Origin of the sequence: Kosakonia sp. YIM B13571 (genome assembly GCF_042788095.1) — a bacterium.
Taxonomy (GTDB): domain Bacteria; phylum Pseudomonadota; class Gammaproteobacteria; order Enterobacterales; family Enterobacteriaceae; genus Kosakonia; species Kosakonia quasisacchari.
The window spans coordinates 56,750-76,156 of record NZ_JBHZPL010000002.1; the positions used below are offsets into that span (position 1 = coordinate 56,750).

Annotated in this window: 20 protein-coding genes; 9 read left to right on the forward strand and 11 right to left on the reverse strand. The window is 52.5% G+C overall.

Annotated elements, in window-relative coordinates; genetic code table 11:
- The first annotated feature begins 61 nt into the window (after positions 1 to 61).
- The 5 genes from ACFX4O_RS05410 to ACFX4O_RS05430 all read left to right on the forward strand — a co-directional run bounded on the left by ACFX4O_RS05410 (position 62) and on the right by ACFX4O_RS05430 (position 4,139).
- On the forward strand, positions 62 to 847 hold the full coding sequence (locus ACFX4O_RS05410) for an AraC family transcriptional regulator (protein ID WP_380207679.1): 786 nt from the start codon (positions 62 to 64) through the stop codon (positions 845 to 847).
- A 203-nt stretch (positions 848 to 1,050) separates the two neighbouring features.
- Entirely contained in the window at positions 1,051 to 1,875 is an 825-nt protein-coding gene (locus tag ACFX4O_RS05415; protein WP_131411622.1) for an ABC transporter substrate-binding protein, read from the forward strand.
- Positions 1,876 to 1,877: 2 nt separating this feature from the next.
- A complete protein-coding gene (locus tag ACFX4O_RS05420) occupies positions 1,878 to 2,699 on the forward strand; it encodes an amino acid ABC transporter ATP-binding protein (protein WP_380207680.1) in 822 nt (273 codons plus the stop codon).
- Entirely contained in the window at positions 2,699 to 3,457 is a 759-nt protein-coding gene (locus ACFX4O_RS05425) for an amino acid ABC transporter permease (RefSeq protein ID WP_380207681.1), read from the forward strand. The genes ACFX4O_RS05420 and ACFX4O_RS05425 overlap by 1 nt, the downstream gene beginning before the upstream one ends.
- Positions 3,447 to 4,139, forward strand: coding sequence for an amino acid ABC transporter permease (locus tag ACFX4O_RS05430; RefSeq protein ID WP_380207682.1), 693 nt, complete (start codon positions 3,447 to 3,449; stop codon positions 4,137 to 4,139). The genes ACFX4O_RS05425 and ACFX4O_RS05430 overlap by 11 nt, the downstream gene beginning before the upstream one ends.
- Here the strand turns inward: ACFX4O_RS05430 and ACFX4O_RS05435 are convergent.
- From ACFX4O_RS05435 to ACFX4O_RS05470, 8 genes are all read right to left on the reverse strand, one after another.
- Positions 4,122 to 4,568: a DUF441 domain-containing protein gene (locus ACFX4O_RS05435; RefSeq protein ID WP_380207683.1), complete on the reverse strand. Its 447-nt coding sequence runs from the start codon at positions 4,566 to 4,568 to the stop codon at positions 4,122 to 4,124. The two genes, ACFX4O_RS05430 and ACFX4O_RS05435, sit on opposite strands and share 18 nt — an antisense overlap.
- A gap of 326 nt (positions 4,569 to 4,894) precedes the next feature.
- Positions 4,895 to 5,392 (reverse strand): YbaK/prolyl-tRNA synthetase associated domain-containing protein, encoded by a 498-nt coding sequence (locus ACFX4O_RS05440; RefSeq protein WP_380207684.1) that lies wholly within the window; start codon positions 5,390 to 5,392, stop codon positions 4,895 to 4,897.
- 396 nt (positions 5,393 to 5,788) lie between these two features.
- Positions 5,789 to 7,069, reverse strand: a complete 1,281-nt coding sequence (locus tag ACFX4O_RS05445; RefSeq protein ID WP_131411609.1) for a YeaH/YhbH family protein — start codon at positions 7,067 to 7,069, stop codon at positions 5,789 to 5,791.
- Positions 7,070 to 7,135: 66 nt separating this feature from the next.
- Positions 7,136 to 9,070: a protein kinase YeaG gene (gene yeaG / locus ACFX4O_RS05450; RefSeq protein WP_131411607.1), complete on the reverse strand. Its 1,935-nt coding sequence runs from the start codon at positions 9,068 to 9,070 to the stop codon at positions 7,136 to 7,138.
- A 491-nt stretch (positions 9,071 to 9,561) separates the two neighbouring features.
- Complete coding sequence (locus ACFX4O_RS05455; protein ID WP_131411605.1) at positions 9,562 to 9,783, reverse strand: acyl carrier protein; 222 nt, start codon at positions 9,781 to 9,783, stop codon at positions 9,562 to 9,564.
- A gap of 16 nt (positions 9,784 to 9,799) precedes the next feature.
- A complete protein-coding gene (locus ACFX4O_RS05460; protein WP_380207685.1) occupies positions 9,800 to 11,233 on the reverse strand; it encodes an AMP-binding protein in 1,434 nt (477 codons plus the stop codon).
- Positions 11,230 to 12,348 (reverse strand): membrane-bound O-acyltransferase, encoded by a 1,119-nt coding sequence (locus ACFX4O_RS05465; protein WP_380208023.1) that lies wholly within the window; start codon positions 12,346 to 12,348, stop codon positions 11,230 to 11,232. The genes ACFX4O_RS05460 and ACFX4O_RS05465 overlap by 4 nt, the downstream gene beginning before the upstream one ends.
- 126 nt (positions 12,349 to 12,474) lie before the next feature.
- Positions 12,475 to 13,614, reverse strand: coding sequence for a D-alanyl-lipoteichoic acid biosynthesis protein DltD (locus tag ACFX4O_RS05470; RefSeq protein ID WP_380207686.1), 1,140 nt, complete (start codon positions 13,612 to 13,614; stop codon positions 12,475 to 12,477).
- A gap of 343 nt (positions 13,615 to 13,957) precedes the next feature.
- On the opposite strand from ACFX4O_RS05470, the gene ACFX4O_RS05475 reads away from it, so the two are divergent.
- Both ACFX4O_RS05475 and ACFX4O_RS05480 read left to right on the forward strand, forming a co-directional pair.
- Positions 13,958 to 14,704 carry a MipA/OmpV family protein gene (locus tag ACFX4O_RS05475; RefSeq protein ID WP_380207687.1) on the forward strand — a complete coding sequence of 249 codons (747 nt, stop codon included), beginning with the start codon at positions 13,958 to 13,960 and terminating at the stop codon, positions 14,702 to 14,704.
- A gap of 89 nt (positions 14,705 to 14,793) precedes the next feature.
- The gene (locus ACFX4O_RS05480) at positions 14,794 to 15,651 is read left to right on the forward strand and encodes an aldo/keto reductase (protein ID WP_380207688.1); all 858 of its coding nucleotides are present in this window, start codon (positions 14,794 to 14,796) and stop codon (positions 15,649 to 15,651) included.
- 42 nt (positions 15,652 to 15,693) lie between these two features.
- Here ACFX4O_RS05480 and ACFX4O_RS05485 read toward each other — a convergent pair whose 3' ends face one another.
- Both ACFX4O_RS05485 and gapA read right to left on the reverse strand, forming a co-directional pair.
- Positions 15,694 to 16,578 (reverse strand): D-hexose-6-phosphate mutarotase, encoded by an 885-nt coding sequence (locus ACFX4O_RS05485; protein WP_380207689.1) that lies wholly within the window; start codon positions 16,576 to 16,578, stop codon positions 15,694 to 15,696.
- Between the two features lie 75 nt (positions 16,579 to 16,653).
- Positions 16,654 to 17,649 (reverse strand): glyceraldehyde-3-phosphate dehydrogenase, encoded by a 996-nt coding sequence (gene gapA / locus ACFX4O_RS05490; protein WP_380207690.1) that lies wholly within the window; start codon positions 17,647 to 17,649, stop codon positions 16,654 to 16,656.
- Positions 17,650 to 17,992: 343 nt separating this feature from the next.
- On the opposite strand from gapA, the gene msrB reads away from it, so the two are divergent.
- Both msrB and ACFX4O_RS05500 read left to right on the forward strand, forming a co-directional pair.
- Positions 17,993 to 18,406, forward strand: a complete 414-nt coding sequence (gene msrB / locus ACFX4O_RS05495; protein WP_017456514.1) for a peptide-methionine (R)-S-oxide reductase MsrB — start codon at positions 17,993 to 17,995, stop codon at positions 18,404 to 18,406.
- 38 nt (positions 18,407 to 18,444) lie between these two features.
- On the forward strand, positions 18,445 to 18,720 hold the full coding sequence (locus tag ACFX4O_RS05500) for a YeaC family protein (RefSeq protein ID WP_131411593.1): 276 nt from the start codon (positions 18,445 to 18,447) through the stop codon (positions 18,718 to 18,720).
- Between the two features lie 39 nt (positions 18,721 to 18,759).
- On the opposite strand, the gene pncA is transcribed toward ACFX4O_RS05500, so the two are convergent.
- Positions 18,760 to 19,401: a bifunctional nicotinamidase/pyrazinamidase gene (gene pncA / locus ACFX4O_RS05505; RefSeq protein WP_380207691.1), complete on the reverse strand. Its 642-nt coding sequence runs from the start codon at positions 19,399 to 19,401 to the stop codon at positions 18,760 to 18,762.
- Between the last annotated feature and the right edge of the window lie 6 nt (positions 19,402 to 19,407).

Here is a 19,407-nt window from a genome sequence, read left to right on the forward strand (position 1 = left end):
TTTTTTGCCGCTGTTGGAATCAAGCTAGAATGACACTTTATCGCTAAATTCGGACAAATTAATGCACGGACTTGGGCTCGGCGGCTACGATCCAGATAGCCAGCAGGAAATGGCGGTGGCGTTCAGCATTACTGTTGATGAGAGTGAACAATTGATCCCGGCGCATCACCATCGCAAAGGGCAACTCATTCTGGCCTTGAAAGGCGCAATTACCTGCGAGGTCGAACATGCCCGCTGGATGGTGCCACCACACCATGCGATGTGGCTTCCGGGGCAGGTTTTGCACAGCAACCGCGCCACAGCGAATGCGCAGCTCTGTTTTCTGTTTGTTGAGCCCTGGTCGGTGGTCATGCCGGAGCACTGTTGCACGCTCAAAGTGTCGGCGCTGGTACGCGAGTTGATCCTCACATTAGCCACGCGCACGCCAGCCCAGCGGCGGCAACCCGCCACCCAGCGGCTGGTGCAAGTGCTGTTTGATGAACTGCCAGCACAGCCGCAAATGCACTTGCAGCTACCGGTTTCCGCACACCCGAAAATCCGCCAGATGGTCGACAGCATGGAAAGCAACCCGGCAGACAGGCAAACACTGGCGCAGTGGGCGCAGGTATTTGCCATGAGCGAGCGCAACCTTGCGCGGCTGATGGTCAAGGAAACGGGGTTGAGCTTTCGTCGCTGGCGGCATCAGATGCAACTGATCCTCGCGCTACGGTTATTAATTGACGGCCACTCGGTGCAGCACATTGCTCAGGCGTTAGGGTATGACTCAACCACCGCCTTTATCACCATGTTTAAAAAAGGGCTTGGGCAGACGCCGGGGCGTTACCTGGCAGCGCTCGGTGAGGCGTAACATTTTCTGCTTTCTATTCCGTTGTTTTTGTGTGGGTTTGGCGTGTTTATCCTGGCTGAGAGGGAAAGATAAGTAGTAAGTATGGGGTGTTTGTTTTTAATAACTTTTTCAGATATTCAATGCCGTTTTTGATATTTGTCTGATGAATAAGGTTGTGTGACTTTAGCGCTGAATTAACACAATAACAGGGCATAAGGATTAGCATGGCAACCTCATTACATACGAAAAAAATAGGCGCAATCAGCGCCCTGGCGCTGCTTTCAGCACTCTCTTTTTCCGCTCATGCCGACAAACTGGCAGATATCAAAGCCGCTGGCGTCGTCAAAGTGGCGACGTTTGACGCTAACCCGCCGTTCGGCGCAATCGATCCGAAATCGCATGATATCGTGGGATATGACGTCGATTTTGCCAAAGCGCTGGCAAAAAGCCTCGGCGTAAAACTGCAACTGGTAGCGACGAATCCGGCGAACCGCATTCCGCTGTTGCAATCCGGCAAAGTGGATTTGATCGTTGCGGATATCACCATCACCCCGGAACGCGCGCAGGTGATCGACTTCTCGACGCCGTACTTTGTCACCGGCCAGCAATTCCTCGTTCCGGCTTCTGCGGCCGACAAGTTGGACGCCTACAGCAAAGCGCGCATTGGCGCGGTGAAAGGCACCACCGGCGAGCAAACGTTGCACCAGCGTTTCCCGCAATCTCGCGTGCTGGCTTATGACGACATCCCGCTGGCGCTGACCGCGCTGCGTAACGGCAACGTGCAGGCGATTACCCAGGACAGCACCATTCTGGCTGGTTTGCTGGCGGAAGCGCCGGACAAAGCGAAATTCAAAATCCTGCCGGATTTGCTGTCAAAAGAGGAGATTGGCGTCGGTGTCAGCAAAGGTGAAACCGCGTTGCTTAATGCGGTTAATACTGAGCTGGTAAACCTTGAGAAAAGCGGCGACGCGGCAAAAATCTACGACACCTGGTTTGGTCCGCAAACAAAAACGCCCGCTCCACGCAGCTTTACCATAGAAGCGAAGTAACTATGCTGGCAGGTCTGTTTTCCGCCTCTGTGGCTGATGCCACGGAGGCGTTGTCCGTTGCAAAAGGCACGGTAACGTTCCGCCAGGTAAGCAAACGCTACGGCGATAACGTGGTATTAAAGTCGATTGATTTACAGGTTGCCGCCGGGGAAGTACTGGCGGTGTGCGGGCCGTCAGGTTCCGGTAAATCAACGCTGATCCGTTTGATTAACCAGCTCGAAACCCTGAGCGGCGGGGAGATCTATGTTGATGGTCAGCCGACCAGCCAACTGAAAGGTCGGCAGCTTCGTGAGCTGCGTCGCCATGTCGGTTTCGTCTTTCAGCAGTTTAATCTTTATGCCCATCTCAATGCGCTGGATAACATTACGCTGGCGTTACGCCGTATCCACGGCAAAACCGCTGCCGAAGCCCAGACCATCGCGCTGGCACTGCTGGCGCGCGTTGGTTTGCAGGATAAAGCGTATCACTACCCGGCGCAGCTTTCCGGCGGGCAACAGCAACGCGTGGCAATCGCCCGAACCCTGGCCGCCGATCCGCATATCATTCTGTTTGATGAGCCAACTTCGGCGCTTGATCCAGAGATGATCGGCGAAGTGTTGCAGGTGATGAAATTGCTGGCGCACAGTGGCATCACGCTGATTGTGGTAACTCATGAGATGCAATTTGCCCGCGAAATTGCCGACCGCGTGATCTTTATCGACGGGGGCGAAATCCTTGAGCTGGCAGCACCGGTGCAATTCTTCTCTGCACCGCAGCACCCGCGCGCACAGCGTTTTTTACAGAAAGTGCTCAACCCGCTGCACGCAGATAACAAGGAGTTGTGATGGCGCTGCATCTCGACTGGGCGGGCGTGCTTACCGGGCAGCCCGCCCAATGGATCACTTCCGGTTTTCTTACCACCCTCTGGGTTACCGTGGCGGGAACCGTGCTGGCGACGGTATTGACAGTACTGCTGCTGGCGCTGCGCCTGGCCGGTGGCAAAATCGGGCGAGGCGTGGTGGCGGTGTGGGTGTCGCTGTTTCGCAATACTCCGCTTTTGGTGCAGCTGTTGTTCTGGTATTTCGCCGCCTGGAATGTGCTGCCGCAGAGTTTCCGCCAGTACGTTAACGACGACCACGCGTTCAGCATTTTGCCGGGCGATGTCTGGTGGTTTACGCCAGAGTTTCTCTCGTCGGCTTGGGCGCTGGGGCTGTTTACTGCTGCATTTCTGGTTGAAGAGATCCAGTCGGGTCTGCACGCGGTGCCGCGTGGGCAGGTTGAAGCCGCGCAATCGCAGGGCTTTAGCCCGCTGGCGTTGTTCCGCTGGGTGCTGTTACCACAGGGGTTGCAGAATGCCTGGCAGCCAGTGGTGGGGCAGTATTTGAATCTGATGAAGCTCTCTTCGCTGGCGACCGGCATTGGTCTGGGGGAGTTAACCTACCAGACCCGGCAGATCGAGAGTTTTAATGCCCACGCCCTGGAGGCGTTTGCCATTGGCAGCGCGCTCTACTTGCTGCTGGGGCTGGTGATGAGCGTGTTGTTTAACCTGCCGCGCAACGTGCGGGCGCTGCGCCGTGCAGCGGAGGTGCAACATGATCGCTAATATCACCGTGATTACCGACAACCTCGACTATTTACTGTGGGGGCGAGCGGCGCAGGGCGAGCCTGGTGGTGTGTTGTTATCGCTGCTGATGACCGTCGGTGCGGCGGTACTGGCGTTTCCCGGTGGTGTGCTGCTGGCGTGCTGCGCGTGGCGTTTTCGCGGCTGGCCGCGCAAGGTGCTCTTTCTCTGGGCGGAGCTGATTCGCGGCATTCCGCTGATCTTCGTTATCTTCTGGCTGTGGTTTTTACTGCCCTGGTTAACCGGGACCGATCTTCCCGGTGCGGTCACCGTGACGCTGGCGCTGGCGTGGTTTACCTCGGCGGCAGTGATGTATTCGACGCTTGCCGCGCTTGGGGCGTTGCCGAAAGGGCAGTATGAAGCTGCGCTCAGTAGCGGGTTTGGCAGTGCGCAAATCTTGCGGCTGGTGCTGCTGCCGCAGGCGTTACGCAACGCGTTGCCATCGTATATCGGTTTGTTCATCGCGCTGCTGAAAGACACGTCGCTGGCGTTTATTGTCAACGTCCCGGAACTGACGACTGTCGCAGGTCAGGTGAATAATCGGGTGCAGGTGTATCCTGCCGCGCTGTTCGTCTTTACTGGCCTGGTCTATTACCTGCTGTGTTGCGCGCTGGAATTTACCGTCAAACTGTGGCAGCGGCGCCACTCACTGCCGGCCAATTAGCAGCGAAACTAACCCCGCCGCAATCAGTGGCCCGACCGGAACGCCCCGGAACAGGGCCACACCCAATACTGTACCGACCAGTAATCCCGCCACCAGCGAGGGTTGCGAACTCATCAGCGTTACGCCGCGCCCGCCCAGCCACGAGACAAAAACGCCAACCGCAATCGCAACCAGTGATTTCCAGTTCACAAACGAGTGCAGCAGCGTGGAGGGCGGTAATGAGCCGCTGGCAATTGGCGCCATCACGCCAATGGTCAGGATAATAATGCCAACGGTCAGCCCCTGTTTTTCAATCCACGGGAAGAAGGTATTGAGCGGTGTGACGCGCACAATGATCAGCACCAGAATGGAGACAGCAACGGTGGTGTTGTGGCTGACAAAACCCAGCGCCGCGAGCGCCAGCAGAATAAACAGCGTGGTATCAAACATCAGAAATTCCTTGCCAACAAAGAAACCTGTTTACTCTACGCATAAACCGATGATGAAACAGGTTTTTTTCATGCAGGCAGATATTTTCAGGCAGTTGCCAGAAGTGAAGGGCGGTTTTTAATCAAAAGTCAGTTGAATTGTCATCCGTAATTCATAATTCAGAGATATGAATGTGGCTCCGCCCGGTGAAATACCAGGCCATTGCGAGTTACCATCATGCCTTCAGATGTGTTGATTCTCACCGCACTGTTCTTCACGCTGGCCGCCGGGCTGGTGATTTCCGTATTGATGCTGGAAAGAAGCGGCTGGTAAGCCGCATAAACGCGTTATTCGCGGCGAAAATCCACTAGCTCCGGGCGAGCAATGCGCAGATAGTCGCCGGTATTCATGATCACCGATTTCTCCAGTAACCCGGCGTTAAACGCAATGTCATCAAAGCGCTGAAACAGTACCGGGTCGGCAACCAGGTGCAGATCCGGGTGAAAGCTGAACGGGGGAATCGCGCCAAATACGCACGCTGTTAACGCATCCACTTCCGCCGGGCTTGCCAGCGAGGCTTTATTGCCACCAAAGTGCTGCGCTAAGCGGGAAAGGTCGGCCTGTAAATCGGCGGCCAGGATCGCCAGCACATGCTTTTTCACGCCGTTACCTTTGATCTTACACAGCAGCGCTTTTGCGCCCTGGCCCAGCGCGGTACCGCGAATTTCACTGACGGCTTCACACTTGCCGACGGCCTCGTGTTCAACGACGCGAAAGCGTGCGTCTTGTTGTTCAAGCAGGTTTATCAAATGTTGGTGGACGTTACGGCTGGCAATTTCAGACATGTTCGCTCCCGATAAAAACGTTGAAGATGAAGAATAATTCACGCGACGGGAGATGAAAATAAAAATGCCGCCTGAAGAGGCGGCGAAAAAATACAAGCACTACAAACAACGCTTTTTGTGTGTACTGTTAGTTTCTTTTCAAAAAGGTAGCCTTACGCTACCAGGCTCAATGCGTTCATAAGGCTGAACTGAGCGCAACAGCACCGGCGAAAACGTTATCTACGCCCGCCGTGCCACAAATACTTCGATGGAATTAATTTGCCATATTTACGTGCAGGCAAGGGGGTAAATAGCCGCTATTTTGTACGGCAATTCATCCATTTGACTGGTTAAACACGTTTTTTCTCTGAGGATCAATGAGGAGACGCAGCCGGAAGGGTTACCGGCTGCGGAAGGTTAGCTGATGGATGTCGTTTGTTTATGGAAAAGCTCGCGGAATACCGGGTAGATATCCTCCTGATCGCGAATATGCTGAATAGCGAAATTATCGAACATCGTTTGCAGGTGTTCGTACTCGCGCCATAACGTCTGGTGTGCGCGGCGGGTGATTTCGATATAGCTGTAGTAACGCACCACCGGCAAGATTTTCTTCGCCAGGATTTCGTGACACAGCGGTGAGTCGTCCGCCCAGTTATCACCGTCCGACGCCTGCGCGGCGTAAATATTCCACTGCGCCGGGTCGTAACGCTCTTTTACCACTTCATCCATCAATTTCAGGGCGCTGGAAACAATGGTGCCGCCCGTTTCCTGCGAGTAGAAGAACTCATGTTCATCCACCTCTTTCGCCTGCGTGTGATGGCGGATATAAACGACTTCGACGTTTTTATAGGTTCGGCTCAGGAACAGATAGAGCAGAATGTAAAAACGCTTGGCCATATCTTTGGTCGCCTGATCCATTGAGCCAGAAACGTCCATCAGGCAGAACATCACCGCCTGGCTCGAGGGTTCCGGCCGTTTTTCGTAGTTTTTGTAGCGTAAATCAAAGGTATCGATAAACGGCACCCGCTCAATTTTTGCCCGTAATTCGGCAATCTCTTTACGCAGACGCTCCTCTTCAAGTAACTGTGCAGGTTCGCTTTTTGCCACCGTTTCCAGGGTACTTTCCAGTTCGCGCAGCTCACGACGTTTTCCCGCCGTCATGGCAGTGCGGCGCGCCAGCGAGTTTTGCAACGAGCGCACGACGCTGATATTCGCCGGTACGCCGTTGGCGGTGTAACCCGCGCGGTGCGTTTTAAACTCATTAAGCTGCCGTTGCTGGTTCTTTTTCAGGTTCGGCAGTGCCAGATCCTCAAACAGCAAATCGAGATATTCATCTTTGGAAATCTGGAACACAAACTCATCCTGGCCTTCGCCGTCAGGGCTGGCTTCGCCCTGGCCGCTACCACCACCGCCACCGCCGCCTTGCGGGCGCTCGATACGGTCATTTTGCACAAAATGGTCGTTTCCCGGATGAACGCGGTGGCGCAAACCGCCACGCCCCTGATGAAACATCGGTTCGCTGATATCCTCCGTTGGGATGGAGACGGATTCGCCATTCTCCACATCGGTCACCGAGCGCTTGTTGATAGCTTCAGAGATCGACTGCTTTATTTGCGCTTTATAACGGCGTAAAAATCGCTGGCGGTTAACCGTGCTTTTATTTTTACCGTTCAAACGCCGGTCAATGAACCAGGTCATAGTTCCCCTCCCGCTGCGTATGCCAACTTTGCAACAGGCCGCGCGCAGGGCACGGCCAGTGCGTTGTTATGATGATTTACGTACACGCAGATACCATTCGCACAACAGGCGAACCTGCTTGCGGGTGTAGCCTTTCTCCATCATACGGTCGACAAAGTCGTCGTGCTTTTTCTGCTCGTCGGTAGAGGTTTTGGCGTTAAACGAAATCACCGGCAACAGCTCTTCGGTGTTCGAGAACATTTTTTTCTCGATAACCGTGCGCAGTTTTTCGTAGCTGGTCCAGTTCGGGTTGCGTCCGTTGTTATTGGCGCGGGCGCGCAGCACGAAGTTAACGATTTCATTACGGAAATCTTTCGGGTTGCTGATCCCGGCCGGTTTTTCAATTTTTTCCAGTTCCGCATTCAGGGATTCACGGTCAAACAACTGGCCGGTATCCGGGTCGCGGTACTCCTGATCCTGAATCCAGAAATCCGCATAGGTGACATAACGATCAAAGATGTTTTGCCCATATTCGGAATAGGATTCGAGGTAAGCCGTCTGGATCTCTTTGCCGATAAACTCGGCGTATTTCGGGATTAGGTAACCTTTCAGGAATTCCAGATAACGTTCTGCCAGCTCTTGCGGGAACTGCTCACGTTCAATTTGTTGCTCCAGTACGTAGAACAGGTGTACCGGGTTGGCTGCCACCTCGACGTGGTCGAAGTTGAACACGCGGGAGAGGATCTTAAAGGCAAAGCGCGTCGACAGGCCGTTCATTCCTTCATCGACACCGGCGTAATCGCGGTATTCCTGGTAGGACTTCGCTTTCGGATCGGTATCTTTCAGGCTCTCGCCATCGTAGACACGCATTTTCGAGTAGACGCTGGAGTTTTCCGGCTCTTTCAGACGCGACAGAATCGAGAAACGGGCCAGGGTTTCGAGCGTCCCCGGTGCACACGGCGCATGGGACAGCTCACTGTGGTTGAGCAGTTTTTCGTAAATTTTCATCTCTTCCGAGATGCGCAAGCAATAAGGCACTTTGACGATATAAACACGGTCAAGGAACGCCTCGTTGTTTTTGTTGTTACGGAATTGCACCCATTCAGATTCGTTCGAGTGGGCGAGAATGATGCCGTTGAACGGCAGGGCGGAGATGCCTTCTGTACCGTTGTAGTTACCCTCCTGCGTGGCGGTCAGCAGTGGGTGCAGCACCTTGATCGGCGCTTTAAACATTTCAACGAATTCCATGATGCCCTGGTTTGAGCGGCACAACGCGCCGGAGTAACCATACGCGTCTGGATCGTTTTGTGCGTGGTTTTCCAGTTTGCGGATATCCACTTTCCCGACCAGCGCCGAAATGTCCTGGTTGTTCTCATCGCCCGGTTCCGTTTTGGCAATCGCAATCTGCTCGAGAATCGACGGCCAGACTTTTATCACGCGGAATTTGCTGATATCGCCGCCGAAGTCGTGCAGGCGTTTGGCGGCCCATGGCGACATGATAGTGCCAAGATAACGGCGCGGAACGTTGTACTCTTTTTCAAGGATCTGTGCATCTTCCTGCGGATTGAACAGGCACAGCGGGTGGTCGTTAACCGGGCTGCGCTCGCCGTTGGCGCTCAGCACGTAAATGGGCACCCGCTGCATTAAGGATTTCAGGCGTTCGGCCAGCGACGATTTACCACCGCCCACCGGGCCGAGCAGATAGAGGATCTGTTTCTTCTCTTCCAGACCCTGCGCGGCGTGTTTGAGGTAAGAGACAATTTGCTCAATCGCCTCTTCCATTCCATAAAATTCCTCGAACGCGGGGTAGCGTCCGATAACCCGGTTCGAAAAGAGACGGGAAAGCCGTGGCTCCTGGGCAGTGTCTACCATCACAGGTTCCCCTATGGCCATCAGCAGCCTTTCAGCAGCATTCGCATAGGCGCTGCGATCTTGCTTACAGATGGCAAGAAACTCCTGCAGAGTGAACTCTTCGTCCTTGGCAGCTTCATAACGCTGGCGATAGTGATCGAATATATTCATGGCGTGCCGTCCTTTCGTAATCTGTGGGAACAGTACAGCTATCAGTTTTTCCACTTTTAGCGTCGCAAACCAACGGGATAAAAAATATGCTCCGTCCTATTTGTTATGAGCGTGTATCCAGCTTTGATCAAGTTATCGCTGAAGAAGATTCTGATGGCAGAGGGGCTTTTTTTGCCCTTCATTTAGATTAAATATCTATTGGATGGAATTTATGCGGATTTTTTATATTTAATATGGGGTTTCTGTGTTGGAAAATGCCAACATTTTACATCGGGCGAATGTTGGTAAATTTTTACAGGATGTGCGGAATCGCAAGTATAGAAAAAGTGACGCCGTCATAGTCACTTCGTTGGACCGGAAAGATTATCGACAACAGAAGTACGCGAGCTGTGTTAAAGGATGATGACAGGCAGGATTTATATGGCGGTTGTCGCCGTCAAAACGAAAGCTGAGGTGCCAGGCGAGAATGCCCGGCACCTTTAAACGACATGTTAGCCGCGGTGCTCTTCAATGTATTGTGCGAGATCCGCTGGGGTTTTCAGCACGCTGGCGACTTCTGTCGGCGGGATCATGCAGCCGTAAACATCCTGCACTTCAAGTACCATATCGACGGCGAGGATGGAGTCGAGAATATCGGACTCAATCAGCTCATCGTGGAAGCCCACTTTGCGGGATAAAATCTTTTCAAACATCGCGAGAATTTCTTGTTCCATGATTTTTCCTGTGTATTCAGTTACTGCGGGCATGGGTGTCCAGCAGTTTACGGTCGATTTTGCCGTTAGGGTTCAGCGGCAAAGCCTCCTGGATAATGATTTGTGACGGCACCATGTACGGCGGTACCACCTGTGAAAGCGAGTGTTTAATCGCGTCCGGCGCCAGATTTGTTACGCAGAATGCCGCGATACGCAGTACGCCGCCGCCCGCTTTCATTAGCGGTAATACCACCGCTTCACGAATGCCGGACATCGCCAGCAGGCGGTTTTCAATCTCGTTAATTTCAATGCGGTAACCGTTGAGCTTGATCTGGCTATCGTTGCGTCCCTGGCAGTAAATAAGCCCCTCTTCATAACCTAAATCACCGGTTTTATAGCCGCGCCAGGCTTCGCCTTCGCGGCGCAGCAGTTTCGCCGCGTTCTCTTGCGGCAGGCCGAGGTATCCGCGCATTACGTTTTTGCCCCAAATAATCAGCTCACCCTCGGCGGTAATCTCCATTCTGCTTTCTGGCATCATGGTGCCGACCGGTAGCAGATCGTTGTCGCTGGCGAGGATTTCATCCGTAATTTCGACAACGGTGGTGGCGATAGTCGCTTCGGTCGGGCCATAGGAGTTGAGGATTTTGGCCTGCGGGAAGCGGCGGCGAAGCTGTTTGACCAGTGCTTTGTTAAGCACTTCACCGATAAACACAAACACGCTGAGCGCAGGTAAATAATCACTGTTGAACTGCGGCGAGAGCAACTTCTGGTAAGCGAAAGAGGGGGTGGAAACCCAAACCGATACCGCGTTACTTTTCAGACGCTCGAGCCAGTTTTCTGCCGCAATATCCTCTTTGGCGTTCAGCACGATATGGCCGCCGGTCGCCAGGTTCGCCAGCAAGGGAATCAGCGAAAGGTCAAAACTGAACACTGCGTGGTTCATCAGCACCGGCACTTCCGGCAAGGCGAAATCCTTGCGTACCCACTGCATAAAGTGCCATACGCTTTCACGCCCAATCTGCACGCCCTTCGGTTTACCCGTGCTGCCAGAGGTGAACATGATATAGGCGAGATCTGGCTCCGCGAGCGGCTGGCCGGTTTCACCGGTCGCCACAAACTGTCGAGTCGCCACGTCATAGTAATAGGGCGCGCTGGCGAGATGGCAAATCTCTTTCAGCCGTTCCTGCGGGTAGATGCAATCTACCGGAATGTAGGGAATGTTATGCAGCAGACAGCTATAGATGGCTACCGCGAATTCTGCCTGCTGGTGGCCATATAACACTACGGGCGTCATGGCTTCAGGCTGACTGCGCTGATAGCGCAGGGCCCAGTCCGTCACCGCGACAGAGAGCTGTTGCCAGTTTAGTGCTTCGTCGCTGCCGCTTATCGCTAACTGATGCGGACGGGCGGGATCGAGTAATGCCGCACGCAGGAAATCCTGCAGCGCCTGGAGTTCAGAGTGTAGGTTCATAGGGGTGACATTCCGCTAAAAATGTAAAGAGATGCCGCAGCGCTTGCCAGCGTTAACAGGCGTCCCAAAAAGAGAATCGTTGGATATTGCAGCCAGCGGTTCAGCGCCGGGCTGCGTTTGGCTGACCACAGCAGCATGTTGTGTGCAACGGAAATGGCACCAAACAGTGCGCCGCTAATGACATAGTGCCGTTCGAGCCCGTTCCATGCCCCCATACAAAACAGCGTGCAGAAAATACCGATATTCTGCGCCAGCGTTTTGTTCTGACGGAAAAAGTCGAGCTTCATTAAATTCATATAAATCGGCATAAACACCACATCGCGCAGCCACTCTGAAAGGCTGATGTGGAAACGACGCCAGAAATCCTGCGGGTTTTTCGCCAGAATCGGCATATTAAAGTTTGCCGGGACATTAAGGCCAAACAGGCGAGCAGCACCGGTAGCCATATTGCTGTAACCGGCGAAGTCAAAATAGAGGTAGGCGCTGTAGGCCAGCGACATAACAACGCCGACGCTGAATGTAAACGGGCGATGACTCCAGGACTGGATCACAAGGTTATCGACCAGCATGGCGAATAAAAACTTCTGCACGATGCCGGTGAAAATTTGCTCTGCGGCAATGAGAAATTGCTCACGCGTGAGCGTAAACACCGGTTTATTAATATCCGTTATCCATGTCCGCCAGCGGTACATTGGACCAGCCAGAATAATAAACGGCATAAACAGGTAACAGAAGTAGTGCAATACATTGTTGCCATCTTTTTTATTGCGGTAGAGCAAAACATCAATGGCGCGGAAGGTCATAAAAGATAAGCCAATCATGCCCCAATGGTTATTCAGATGTAATTTCACTGCAAACAATGGCACTAACGTTAAACTTACCGCCTGCCAGGTTTTTAACCAGCCTTTCTCTTTTAAGGTGACGAGAATATAAAAGCTGATAAAAACCGCAACCGGGACGATATAGTCGCCCTGAAATATATATCCCCAGCCAAACGCCGCCAGCACGGAAAAAGCGGATAAGTAAGTTAACCGATAGCGCAGCACGCGGTTAACCAGCGTAAACAATAACGCCGAAGAAAAGAGAAAAAAGAAAAAGGTTCCGGAGCTATACATCATTCATTCCTCAGAACTTTTGATATTCAAAGTGCACTTTTAAATTCATGCTTTCATCAACAGAGGACCACGCAACAACGGTGACCGCCAGTAAGAGATAAAGGAAAAACAGGCGAATAGCGTATTTCATCGTTTAAAACTCTCAAGAATAAAGCGGTCCATCGGTACCCATGCCAGATCGGTGGGATGCAGACGATCCCAGTTCCAGCCGTCCTGATAGGGCATGGAGTACATATCAAAATAGGGGATCTGGTTTTCTTTCAGGATGGCGGTGGTCTGTGTCACCGCAGGCTGCACGAGCTCAGGGTTTTGCACCGCACGGCGGTTTATTGCATCAATAATTACCACCACCTGAACGTGGCGCTCTTTCAGCAACTTGATCATGGCGCGAAACGCTTTTAACTGTTCCGGCTCAACGGGCGAATCGTCCCATACTTCTGGCTTTTCGCCGGGTTGATAAACCGTTTTGTCCATCCACAAGGTGTCAGCGCTTTCCTGGCGCGCCTCGTTCAGTTCGCGGGCGTGGGCCAGTTCGTGTTCCCAGTTCGGTGTGATGTCGACGGCGGGTTGCACAGGCCAGGGGCGTGCAGGCGACGCTTCAACATCCAGCATCGCCAGCCAGTCGTTTTTAATCAGTGTGCAGAAATTAGCAAATTCGTAGCTAACTTCCTGCCAGATATTGTCCAGGTCCCAGCCGGAAATTTTCATTTGCTCAAACGTTAAATGGCTGGTCTCTTTTTTATTGATATGGCGTAAGTAGTTGACCAGAAAAGGGCGCGTTTGAGCATCTTCCATCAATGGATTAAAAACCGGTGCCGGAAAATTATTCGCAAAAATAGCCGGAGGCACGCCGGTTGAATAAAAACTATCGGGCGCCAGCAGCAAAACGACTTTACTGTTTGCATTAAGGTCATTCTTAAAGCGAGACAGCAGAAGAAAATGAGTGACGCTATCATCAAAACTGTCGCCAAATGCAACAACATTACGATGTAAATCATTATTTAGGTAATTATATACAGCGTAAGGTTCATCTTCTGAGGTGGCGACTTCCGATGCGCCAATGAAAAAAATCGCATTACCTTGCAGGGCATGAGAAATAGTGGCTATTTTTTCCGCCTGCTCTTTTGCCGTGCCGTCCATTGCTTTAATCAGCGGCTGGAATTTAAGCGGTGGATCAACGCGAGTCACCAGCGGATGAACGCAAAGGAACAGGATGGCGAGAAGTGCCATCAGGAAATGTAGGCAGAAAGTATTTTTGATTTTCATTATAAAATTAAAACTACTTGATATTCATTTGTTTAAAATATGTTGTTTTTTAACGTAACAGACAAATTTGATCTCTGTTTCCGCGACACTATATACCAGCCTTATGACGGATGATGAGCACTGCCGTGTAACGGTATGTACAGCGTGTTATTTATTACCAGAAATGGTCGAAGAGGCTTGATGAACAGGGTGCGAAAGCATTTTTTCGCACCCGCTGTGGCTGGTTACGCGCTATCCAGAATTTTCGATTTTTTTGTAATGTTTAGGTAAAAAAATTTGGGTAGGATGTCGCGGGCGGTTAAACTTCATGCGCCAATTATTTGACTACAGGAAAGAAAGGACTGTGACCAAAATCAAACTCGTGGCACTGGGCGTGCTGACCGCGTCCTGCGCTTTTGCAGCAAATGCAGAAAATACCTTTTCACTGGGCGCTGGCGTGGGCGTCGTTGAATCCCCGTATAAACAGTATGATAAACGTGTCCTGCCGATTCCTGTTATCACCTATGAGAGTGATAATTTCTGGTTTCGCGGCTTAGGTGGCGGTTATTACCTGTGGAATGATGCGGCGGATAAACTCTCTATCACTGCGTTTTACTCGCCATGGGAGTTCAAACCAAAAGACAGCGATAATCGTCAGCTACGTCAGTTGGATCGCCGTAAAGGGACGATGATGGCGGGGCTTTCCTACGTCCACAATACCGATTACGGTTTCCTGCGCACCACCCTCGCGGGCGATGTGCTGGATAACAGCAATGGTGTTATGTGGGATATCGGCTGGCTGTATAACTACAACAACGGTGCGCTGAGCCTCACGCCGGGCATTGGTGTTGAATGGGCCAGCGATAACCTGAATAACTACTATTATGGCGTGTCGCGTTCCGAAGCACGCCGCAGCGGTTTGAACAGCTACGATCCGGATAATGGCTGGAGCCCTTATCTGGAGCTGACGGTCAGCTACCGTCTGACGGATAGCTGGACCGTGTACGGTGTCGGTCGTTACACCCATTTGTCGGATGAGATCAAAGACAGTCCGATGGTGGATAAATCCTGGGGCGGACTGTTGTCCACCGGGGTGACTTACCGCTTCTGATTGTGCAGTTGAATAGCGCGATCTGTGCAATAAAACAGGGCCATTGGCCCTGTTTTGCTTTACGGTGAAACGTTTAGCAGGAGGAGAGTATGGCAGATAACAACGTCGTTTTTGCAGGCCAGGTTTCGCAGCCCGCCATTGGCCAGGGCACCTGGTATATGGGGGAAAACGTGCGGCTGCGTCAGAAAGAAGTGGATGCGCTGCGTGCGGGTATCGATCTCGGTTTAACGCTGATTGATACTGCGGAAATGTACGCCGACGGCGGAGCGGAAGAGGTGGTCGGCGAAGCCTTGCAGGGCGGATTGCGTGACAAAGTGTTCCTGGTTTCCAAAGTTTATCCGTGGAATGCCGGCGGCAAGAAAGCAATCGCTGCCTGCGAAGCCAGCCTGCGTCGCCTGAAAACCGAGGTTCTCGATCTCTATCTGCTGCACTGGCGCGGTCACTACTCCCTTGCTGAAACCGTCGAGGTGATGGAAACGCTGATCGCGCAGGGCAAAATACGTCGCTGGGGCGTTTCAAATCTGAATTACAGCGATATGCAGGAGCTGATGCGCGTGCGCGGCGGTGATGCGTGTGCGACAAATCAGGTGCTGTATCATCTTGGCTCACGCGGCATTGAATATGATCTGCTGCCATGGTGTCAGCAACAGGCAATACCAGTAATGGCTTATTGTCCGCTGGCTCAGGCTGGCCGCTTACGCGATGGTTTGCTGGAAAACAGCGCGGTGCGCGAAATTGCCGCCGCACATAACGTTAGTGCTGCGCAAATTTTACTGGCTTGGGTGATTAGCCATCAGGGCGTGATAGCGATTCCCAAAGCGTCCAGCGTGGTACATGTGCAGGAAAATGCGGAGGCATTGAATATCACGTTAAGCAGCGAAGAGTTAGTGCGGCTGGACAACGCTTTCCCGGCACCGGGCCGTAAAACGCCGCTCGACGTGGTGTGACAGGAATAATAACCCTCTCCTGTCGGGAGAGGGTCGGCAGGATCAGCGTTTAACGACGCGGATGGTCTGCGCCAGGCGGGACGGTTTCTCTTCCGTGGTTTTCTGCGGCACGGTCGCGTTAACCGATTCCACACAGACAAACGTTTTATAACCGTCATCCGGCATGTCGGTCATGCTGACGGAGAGCGCCGGGCCGGGGTTCCACGCGACGACATTCGCGTTATGACTGTGGATGACTTCGATGGTGCGGTTAAGCGCGCTGTCGTGGATCAGGCTGCAAGCTTCTGTATTCAGATAGACGCGGTCGGTGCGATCCGGGAAAGTCTGCACGCCATCGGCCAGCACATCTTCTTTCGCATCGTTCACTTTATCGATGAAACGATCGCCAAGACCGCTTACTTTTACGGCTGCGATATCACCGACGTTGAAATAGGTGTGCAGCGCTGAGGTGGTTTCAAACTCACCGTGAGCTTCCAGTTCCATTTCGCAGGTCGCACCCAGTTTGTAACGGGCATACACCGTAAAGTCGTGTGGCCAGAATTTGCGCGAAGCATCGCTGCTCTGCAGTTCAAAGGTCAGCACTACGCCATTGGCGTCTTCGTTATGCGCTTTCAGCGCCCACGGCAGATTGCGCGCAAAACCATGCGCGGGTAGGCCTTGTTGTTTTGCCGGGCCGAACCATGGCCAGCAAACCGGCACGCCGCCACGCAGCGCGACGCCATCTTTAAACGGCGTGTTGCCGCTCAGCCACAGAACTTCTTCTTCACCCTGCGGTTTCCATGAGAGCAGATGTGCGCCCTGTAGGGCGAATGAACCTTTAACCTGCGGATGGTCGACGACGATAACATCCAGCTCGTCCATTTTGCGCAGGGAGAGAGTAGGGGTAATTTGTTCGACTACCGGAAGTGCAAAAATTTTATTAATCATTAACGCAATCCTCTGTCTTCAAAACAAAAAAAGAGCGACCGAAGTCGCTCTTTCAGATCATGTTCTCATCTCAACTTATTTGGAGATGTGAGCGATCAGGTCCAGAACTTTGTTGGAGTAACCAGTTTCGTTGTCGTACCAGGAAACCAGTTTCACGAAGTTGTCGTTCAGTGCGATACCGGCTTTAGCATCGAATACGGAAGTGCAAACTTCGCCGTTGAAATCGGTAGAAACCACGTCGTCTTCGGTGTAACCCAGAACGCCTTTCATCGGGCCTTCAGAAGCGGCTTTGATGGCTTTCTTGATTTCTTCGTAGGACGCTGCTTTTTCCAGACGAACGGTCAGGTCAACAACGGATACGTTCGGAGTCGGAACGCGGAACGCCATACCAGTCAGTTTGCCGTTCAGTTCCGGCAGTACTTTACCTACTGCTTTAGCAGCACCGGTAGAGGACGGGATGATGTTCTGGGATGCGCCGCGGCCGCCGCGCCAGTCTTTGTGAGACGGGCCATCAACGGTTTTCTGCGTTGCAGTGGTCGCGTGAACAGTGGTCATCAGACCTTCGATGATACCGAAGTTGTCGTTGATAACTTTTGCCAGCGGAGCCAGGCAGTTGGTGGTGCAGGAAGCGTTGGAAACGATGTCCTGGCCAGCATATTTTTCGAAGTTAGCGCCACGTACGAACATCGGGGTGTTGTCTTTGGACGGACCAGTCAGAACAACTTTTTTCGCGCCAGCGGTGATGTGTTTACGAGCGGTTTCGTCGGTCAGGAAGATACCGGTAGCTTCAGCAACTACGTCAACGCCGATTTCGTTCCATTTCAGGTTAGCCGGGTCTTTCTCAGCAGTAACACGGATGGTTTTGCCGTTAACAACCAGGTGGCCGTCTTTCACTTCTACGGTACCGTTGAAACGACCGTGAGTGGAGTCATACTTCAGCATGTACGCCATGTATTCAGCGTCCAACAGATCGTTGATACCAACGATTTCGATGTCAGAACGTTCCTGAGCAGCACGGAAAACAATGCGACCGATACGGCCAAAACCGTTGATACCTACTTTGATAGTCATATATTCCACCAGCTATTTGTTAGTGAATAAAAGGTTGGCTGTAAAATTACAAAAACCTTACGCAGCGTCAAGCGGAATCGTGTCAATCATTGCGACAAATCAATCCTCCGCATAGCCTTTGTTCGACTGACTCGCCTCACTCTTCCTTTGAGCATGCTCCCCATATAAGGGCGCCGCCTGGAATTTTAAAGGTCAGATAGGATAAAAATGTGAGATTAATCACAATTCACCGGCTGCTTTACCGCAACAAATAAGTTTAGAACAAAAGTTAACGCCGCACTGTTAATGTTTTGTTAGAATCAGGCTGAAAAGTTGTCGAGTTTTTACCGTGAGGCGTGAGCAAATGGCGCATAATTCTTCTGAAGACGACCTGAAAAAAACACTGACTGAAATGCAGTTCTACGTGACACAGAACCACGGCACTGAGCCGCCGTTCACCGGGCGTTTTTTGCATAACAAACGCGATGGGATTTATCACTGTCTGGTGTGTGATGCCGCGCTGTTCAATTCGCAAACTAAGTATGATTCTGGCTGCGGTTGGCCAAGTTTTTTTGAGCCGGTCAGCGAGGATGCTATTCGTTATATCAACGATTATTCGCATGGCATGCAGCGCGTGGAAATCCGTTGCGGAAAATGCGATGCGCACCTGGGACACGTGTTTCCGGATGGCCCACAACCAACCGGCGAACGTTATTGTGTCAACTCTGCTTCCCTGAGTTTTACGGATGATGAAAATGGTGATCGGTCTCAGGGTTGAAAAAACGATTCAGCAATTATTCCACGGAGTTGTTTGAGATGAATCTTGATCAAATCGTTAACAGCATGACGCCGGAGATCTATCAGCGACTGGTAACGGCCGTTGAGTTAGGGAAATGGCCGGATGGCGTTGCGCTGACACCAGAGCAAAAAGAGAACAGCTTACAACTGGTGATGCTGTGGCAGGCGCGCAATAACACGCAGGCGCAGCACATGACCATTGATACCAACGGCCAGATGGTGATGAAAAGTAAGCAGCAGTTAAAAGAGGATTTTGGCATTTCGCCAAAGCCGATCGCGACGTTTAAATCGTAAGTCGCCATGCCGGAGGCGCAACACCATCCGGCATGATCATCAGGCGTGGGTTTCCTGCCAGTCCGCGAGCGTATAGAGCGTCGCGCCAGCCGCTGACATCTCCATAAACGCCTGGGTGCTGTCGTGTTGGTTCAGATTCACACCGCGACATCCGTCGGTAATGACATTCACCCTGTAGCCCAGGTTTAACGCATCCAGCACGGTAAATTTCACGCAGTAATCGGTGGCTAAACCGAGTACCACCAGTTCGCGAATGCCGTGCTGCTGCAACCAGCTGTGCAGGTCGGTTTCCTGACGATGGCCGTTATCAAAAAACGCACTGTAACTGTCAATCAGTGGGTTCTCGCCTTTGTGAAACACCGCGTCGATAGTGTGCTGATTCAGCAAGGGATGCAACGCCGCACCCTCGCTGTTTTGTACACAGTGATCGGGCCAGAATGTTTGGGCTAACCCAGCCAGCTCGCCCGTCGTGAACGGCGCGACGTGGTGCTGGCTGGCGAAACTGCCATGCCCGGCCGGATGCCAGTCCTGGCTTGCCACGATGGTATCGCCGTGTGTTTTACACCACGCCATCATGGCATTGGCGACATCTACCGTGTTGTCGCCTTCTGCCACTGCCAGCGCGCCGCCAGCGCAGAAATCATTCTGAATATCGACCAGCAGCAGTGCGCGTTGCGTCATACAAAC

Bases quoted from the DNA above. Each gene is read 5' to 3' on its own strand.
- ACFX4O_RS05410 (WP_380207679.1), top strand. From the start codon at position 62: ATGCACGGACTTGGGCTCGGCGGCTACGATCCAGATAGCCAGCAGGAA.
- ACFX4O_RS05415 (WP_131411622.1), top strand. From the start codon at position 1,051: ATGGCAACCTCATTACATACGAAAAAAATAGGCGCAATCAGCGCCCTG.
- ACFX4O_RS05420 (WP_380207680.1), top strand. From the start codon at position 1,878: ATGCTGGCAGGTCTGTTTTCCGCCTCTGTGGCTGATGCCACGGAGGCG.
- ACFX4O_RS05425 (WP_380207681.1), top strand. From the start codon at position 2,699: ATGGCGCTGCATCTCGACTGGGCGGGCGTGCTTACCGGGCAGCCCGCC.
- ACFX4O_RS05430 (WP_380207682.1), top strand. From the start codon at position 3,447: ATGATCGCTAATATCACCGTGATTACCGACAACCTCGACTATTTACTG.
- ACFX4O_RS05435 (WP_380207683.1), bottom strand. From the start codon at position 4,568: ATGTTTGATACCACGCTGTTTATTCTGCTGGCGCTCGCGGCGCTGGGT.
- ACFX4O_RS05440 (WP_380207684.1), bottom strand. From the start codon at position 5,392: ATGTCTGAAATTGCCAGCCGTAACGTCCACCAACATTTGATAAACCTG.
- ACFX4O_RS05445 (WP_131411609.1), bottom strand. From the start codon at position 7,069: ATGACCTGGTTCATTGACCGGCGTTTGAACGGTAAAAATAAAAGCACG.
- yeaG (WP_131411607.1), bottom strand. From the start codon at position 9,070: ATGAATATATTCGATCACTATCGCCAGCGTTATGAAGCTGCCAAGGAC.
- ACFX4O_RS05455 (WP_131411605.1), bottom strand. From the start codon at position 9,783: ATGGAACAAGAAATTCTCGCGATGTTTGAAAAGATTTTATCCCGCAAA.
- ACFX4O_RS05460 (WP_380207685.1), bottom strand. From the start codon at position 11,233: ATGAACCTACACTCTGAACTCCAGGCGCTGCAGGATTTCCTGCGTGCG.
- ACFX4O_RS05465 (WP_380208023.1), bottom strand. From the start codon at position 12,348: ATGTATAGCTCCGGAACCTTTTTCTTTTTTCTCTTTTCTTCGGCGTTA.
- ACFX4O_RS05470 (WP_380207686.1), bottom strand. From the start codon at position 13,614: ATGAAAATCAAAAATACTTTCTGCCTACATTTCCTGATGGCACTTCTC.
- ACFX4O_RS05480 (WP_380207688.1), top strand. From the start codon at position 14,794: ATGGCAGATAACAACGTCGTTTTTGCAGGCCAGGTTTCGCAGCCCGCC.
- ACFX4O_RS05485 (WP_380207689.1), bottom strand. From the start codon at position 16,578: ATGATTAATAAAATTTTTGCACTTCCGGTAGTCGAACAAATTACCCCT.
- gapA (WP_380207690.1), bottom strand. From the start codon at position 17,649: ATGACTATCAAAGTAGGTATCAACGGTTTTGGCCGTATCGGTCGCATT.
- msrB (WP_017456514.1), top strand. From the start codon at position 17,993: ATGGCGCATAATTCTTCTGAAGACGACCTGAAAAAAACACTGACTGAA.
- ACFX4O_RS05500 (WP_131411593.1), top strand. From the start codon at position 18,445: ATGAATCTTGATCAAATCGTTAACAGCATGACGCCGGAGATCTATCAG.
- pncA (WP_380207691.1), bottom strand. From the start codon at position 19,401: ATGACGCAACGCGCACTGCTGCTGGTCGATATTCAGAATGATTTCTGC.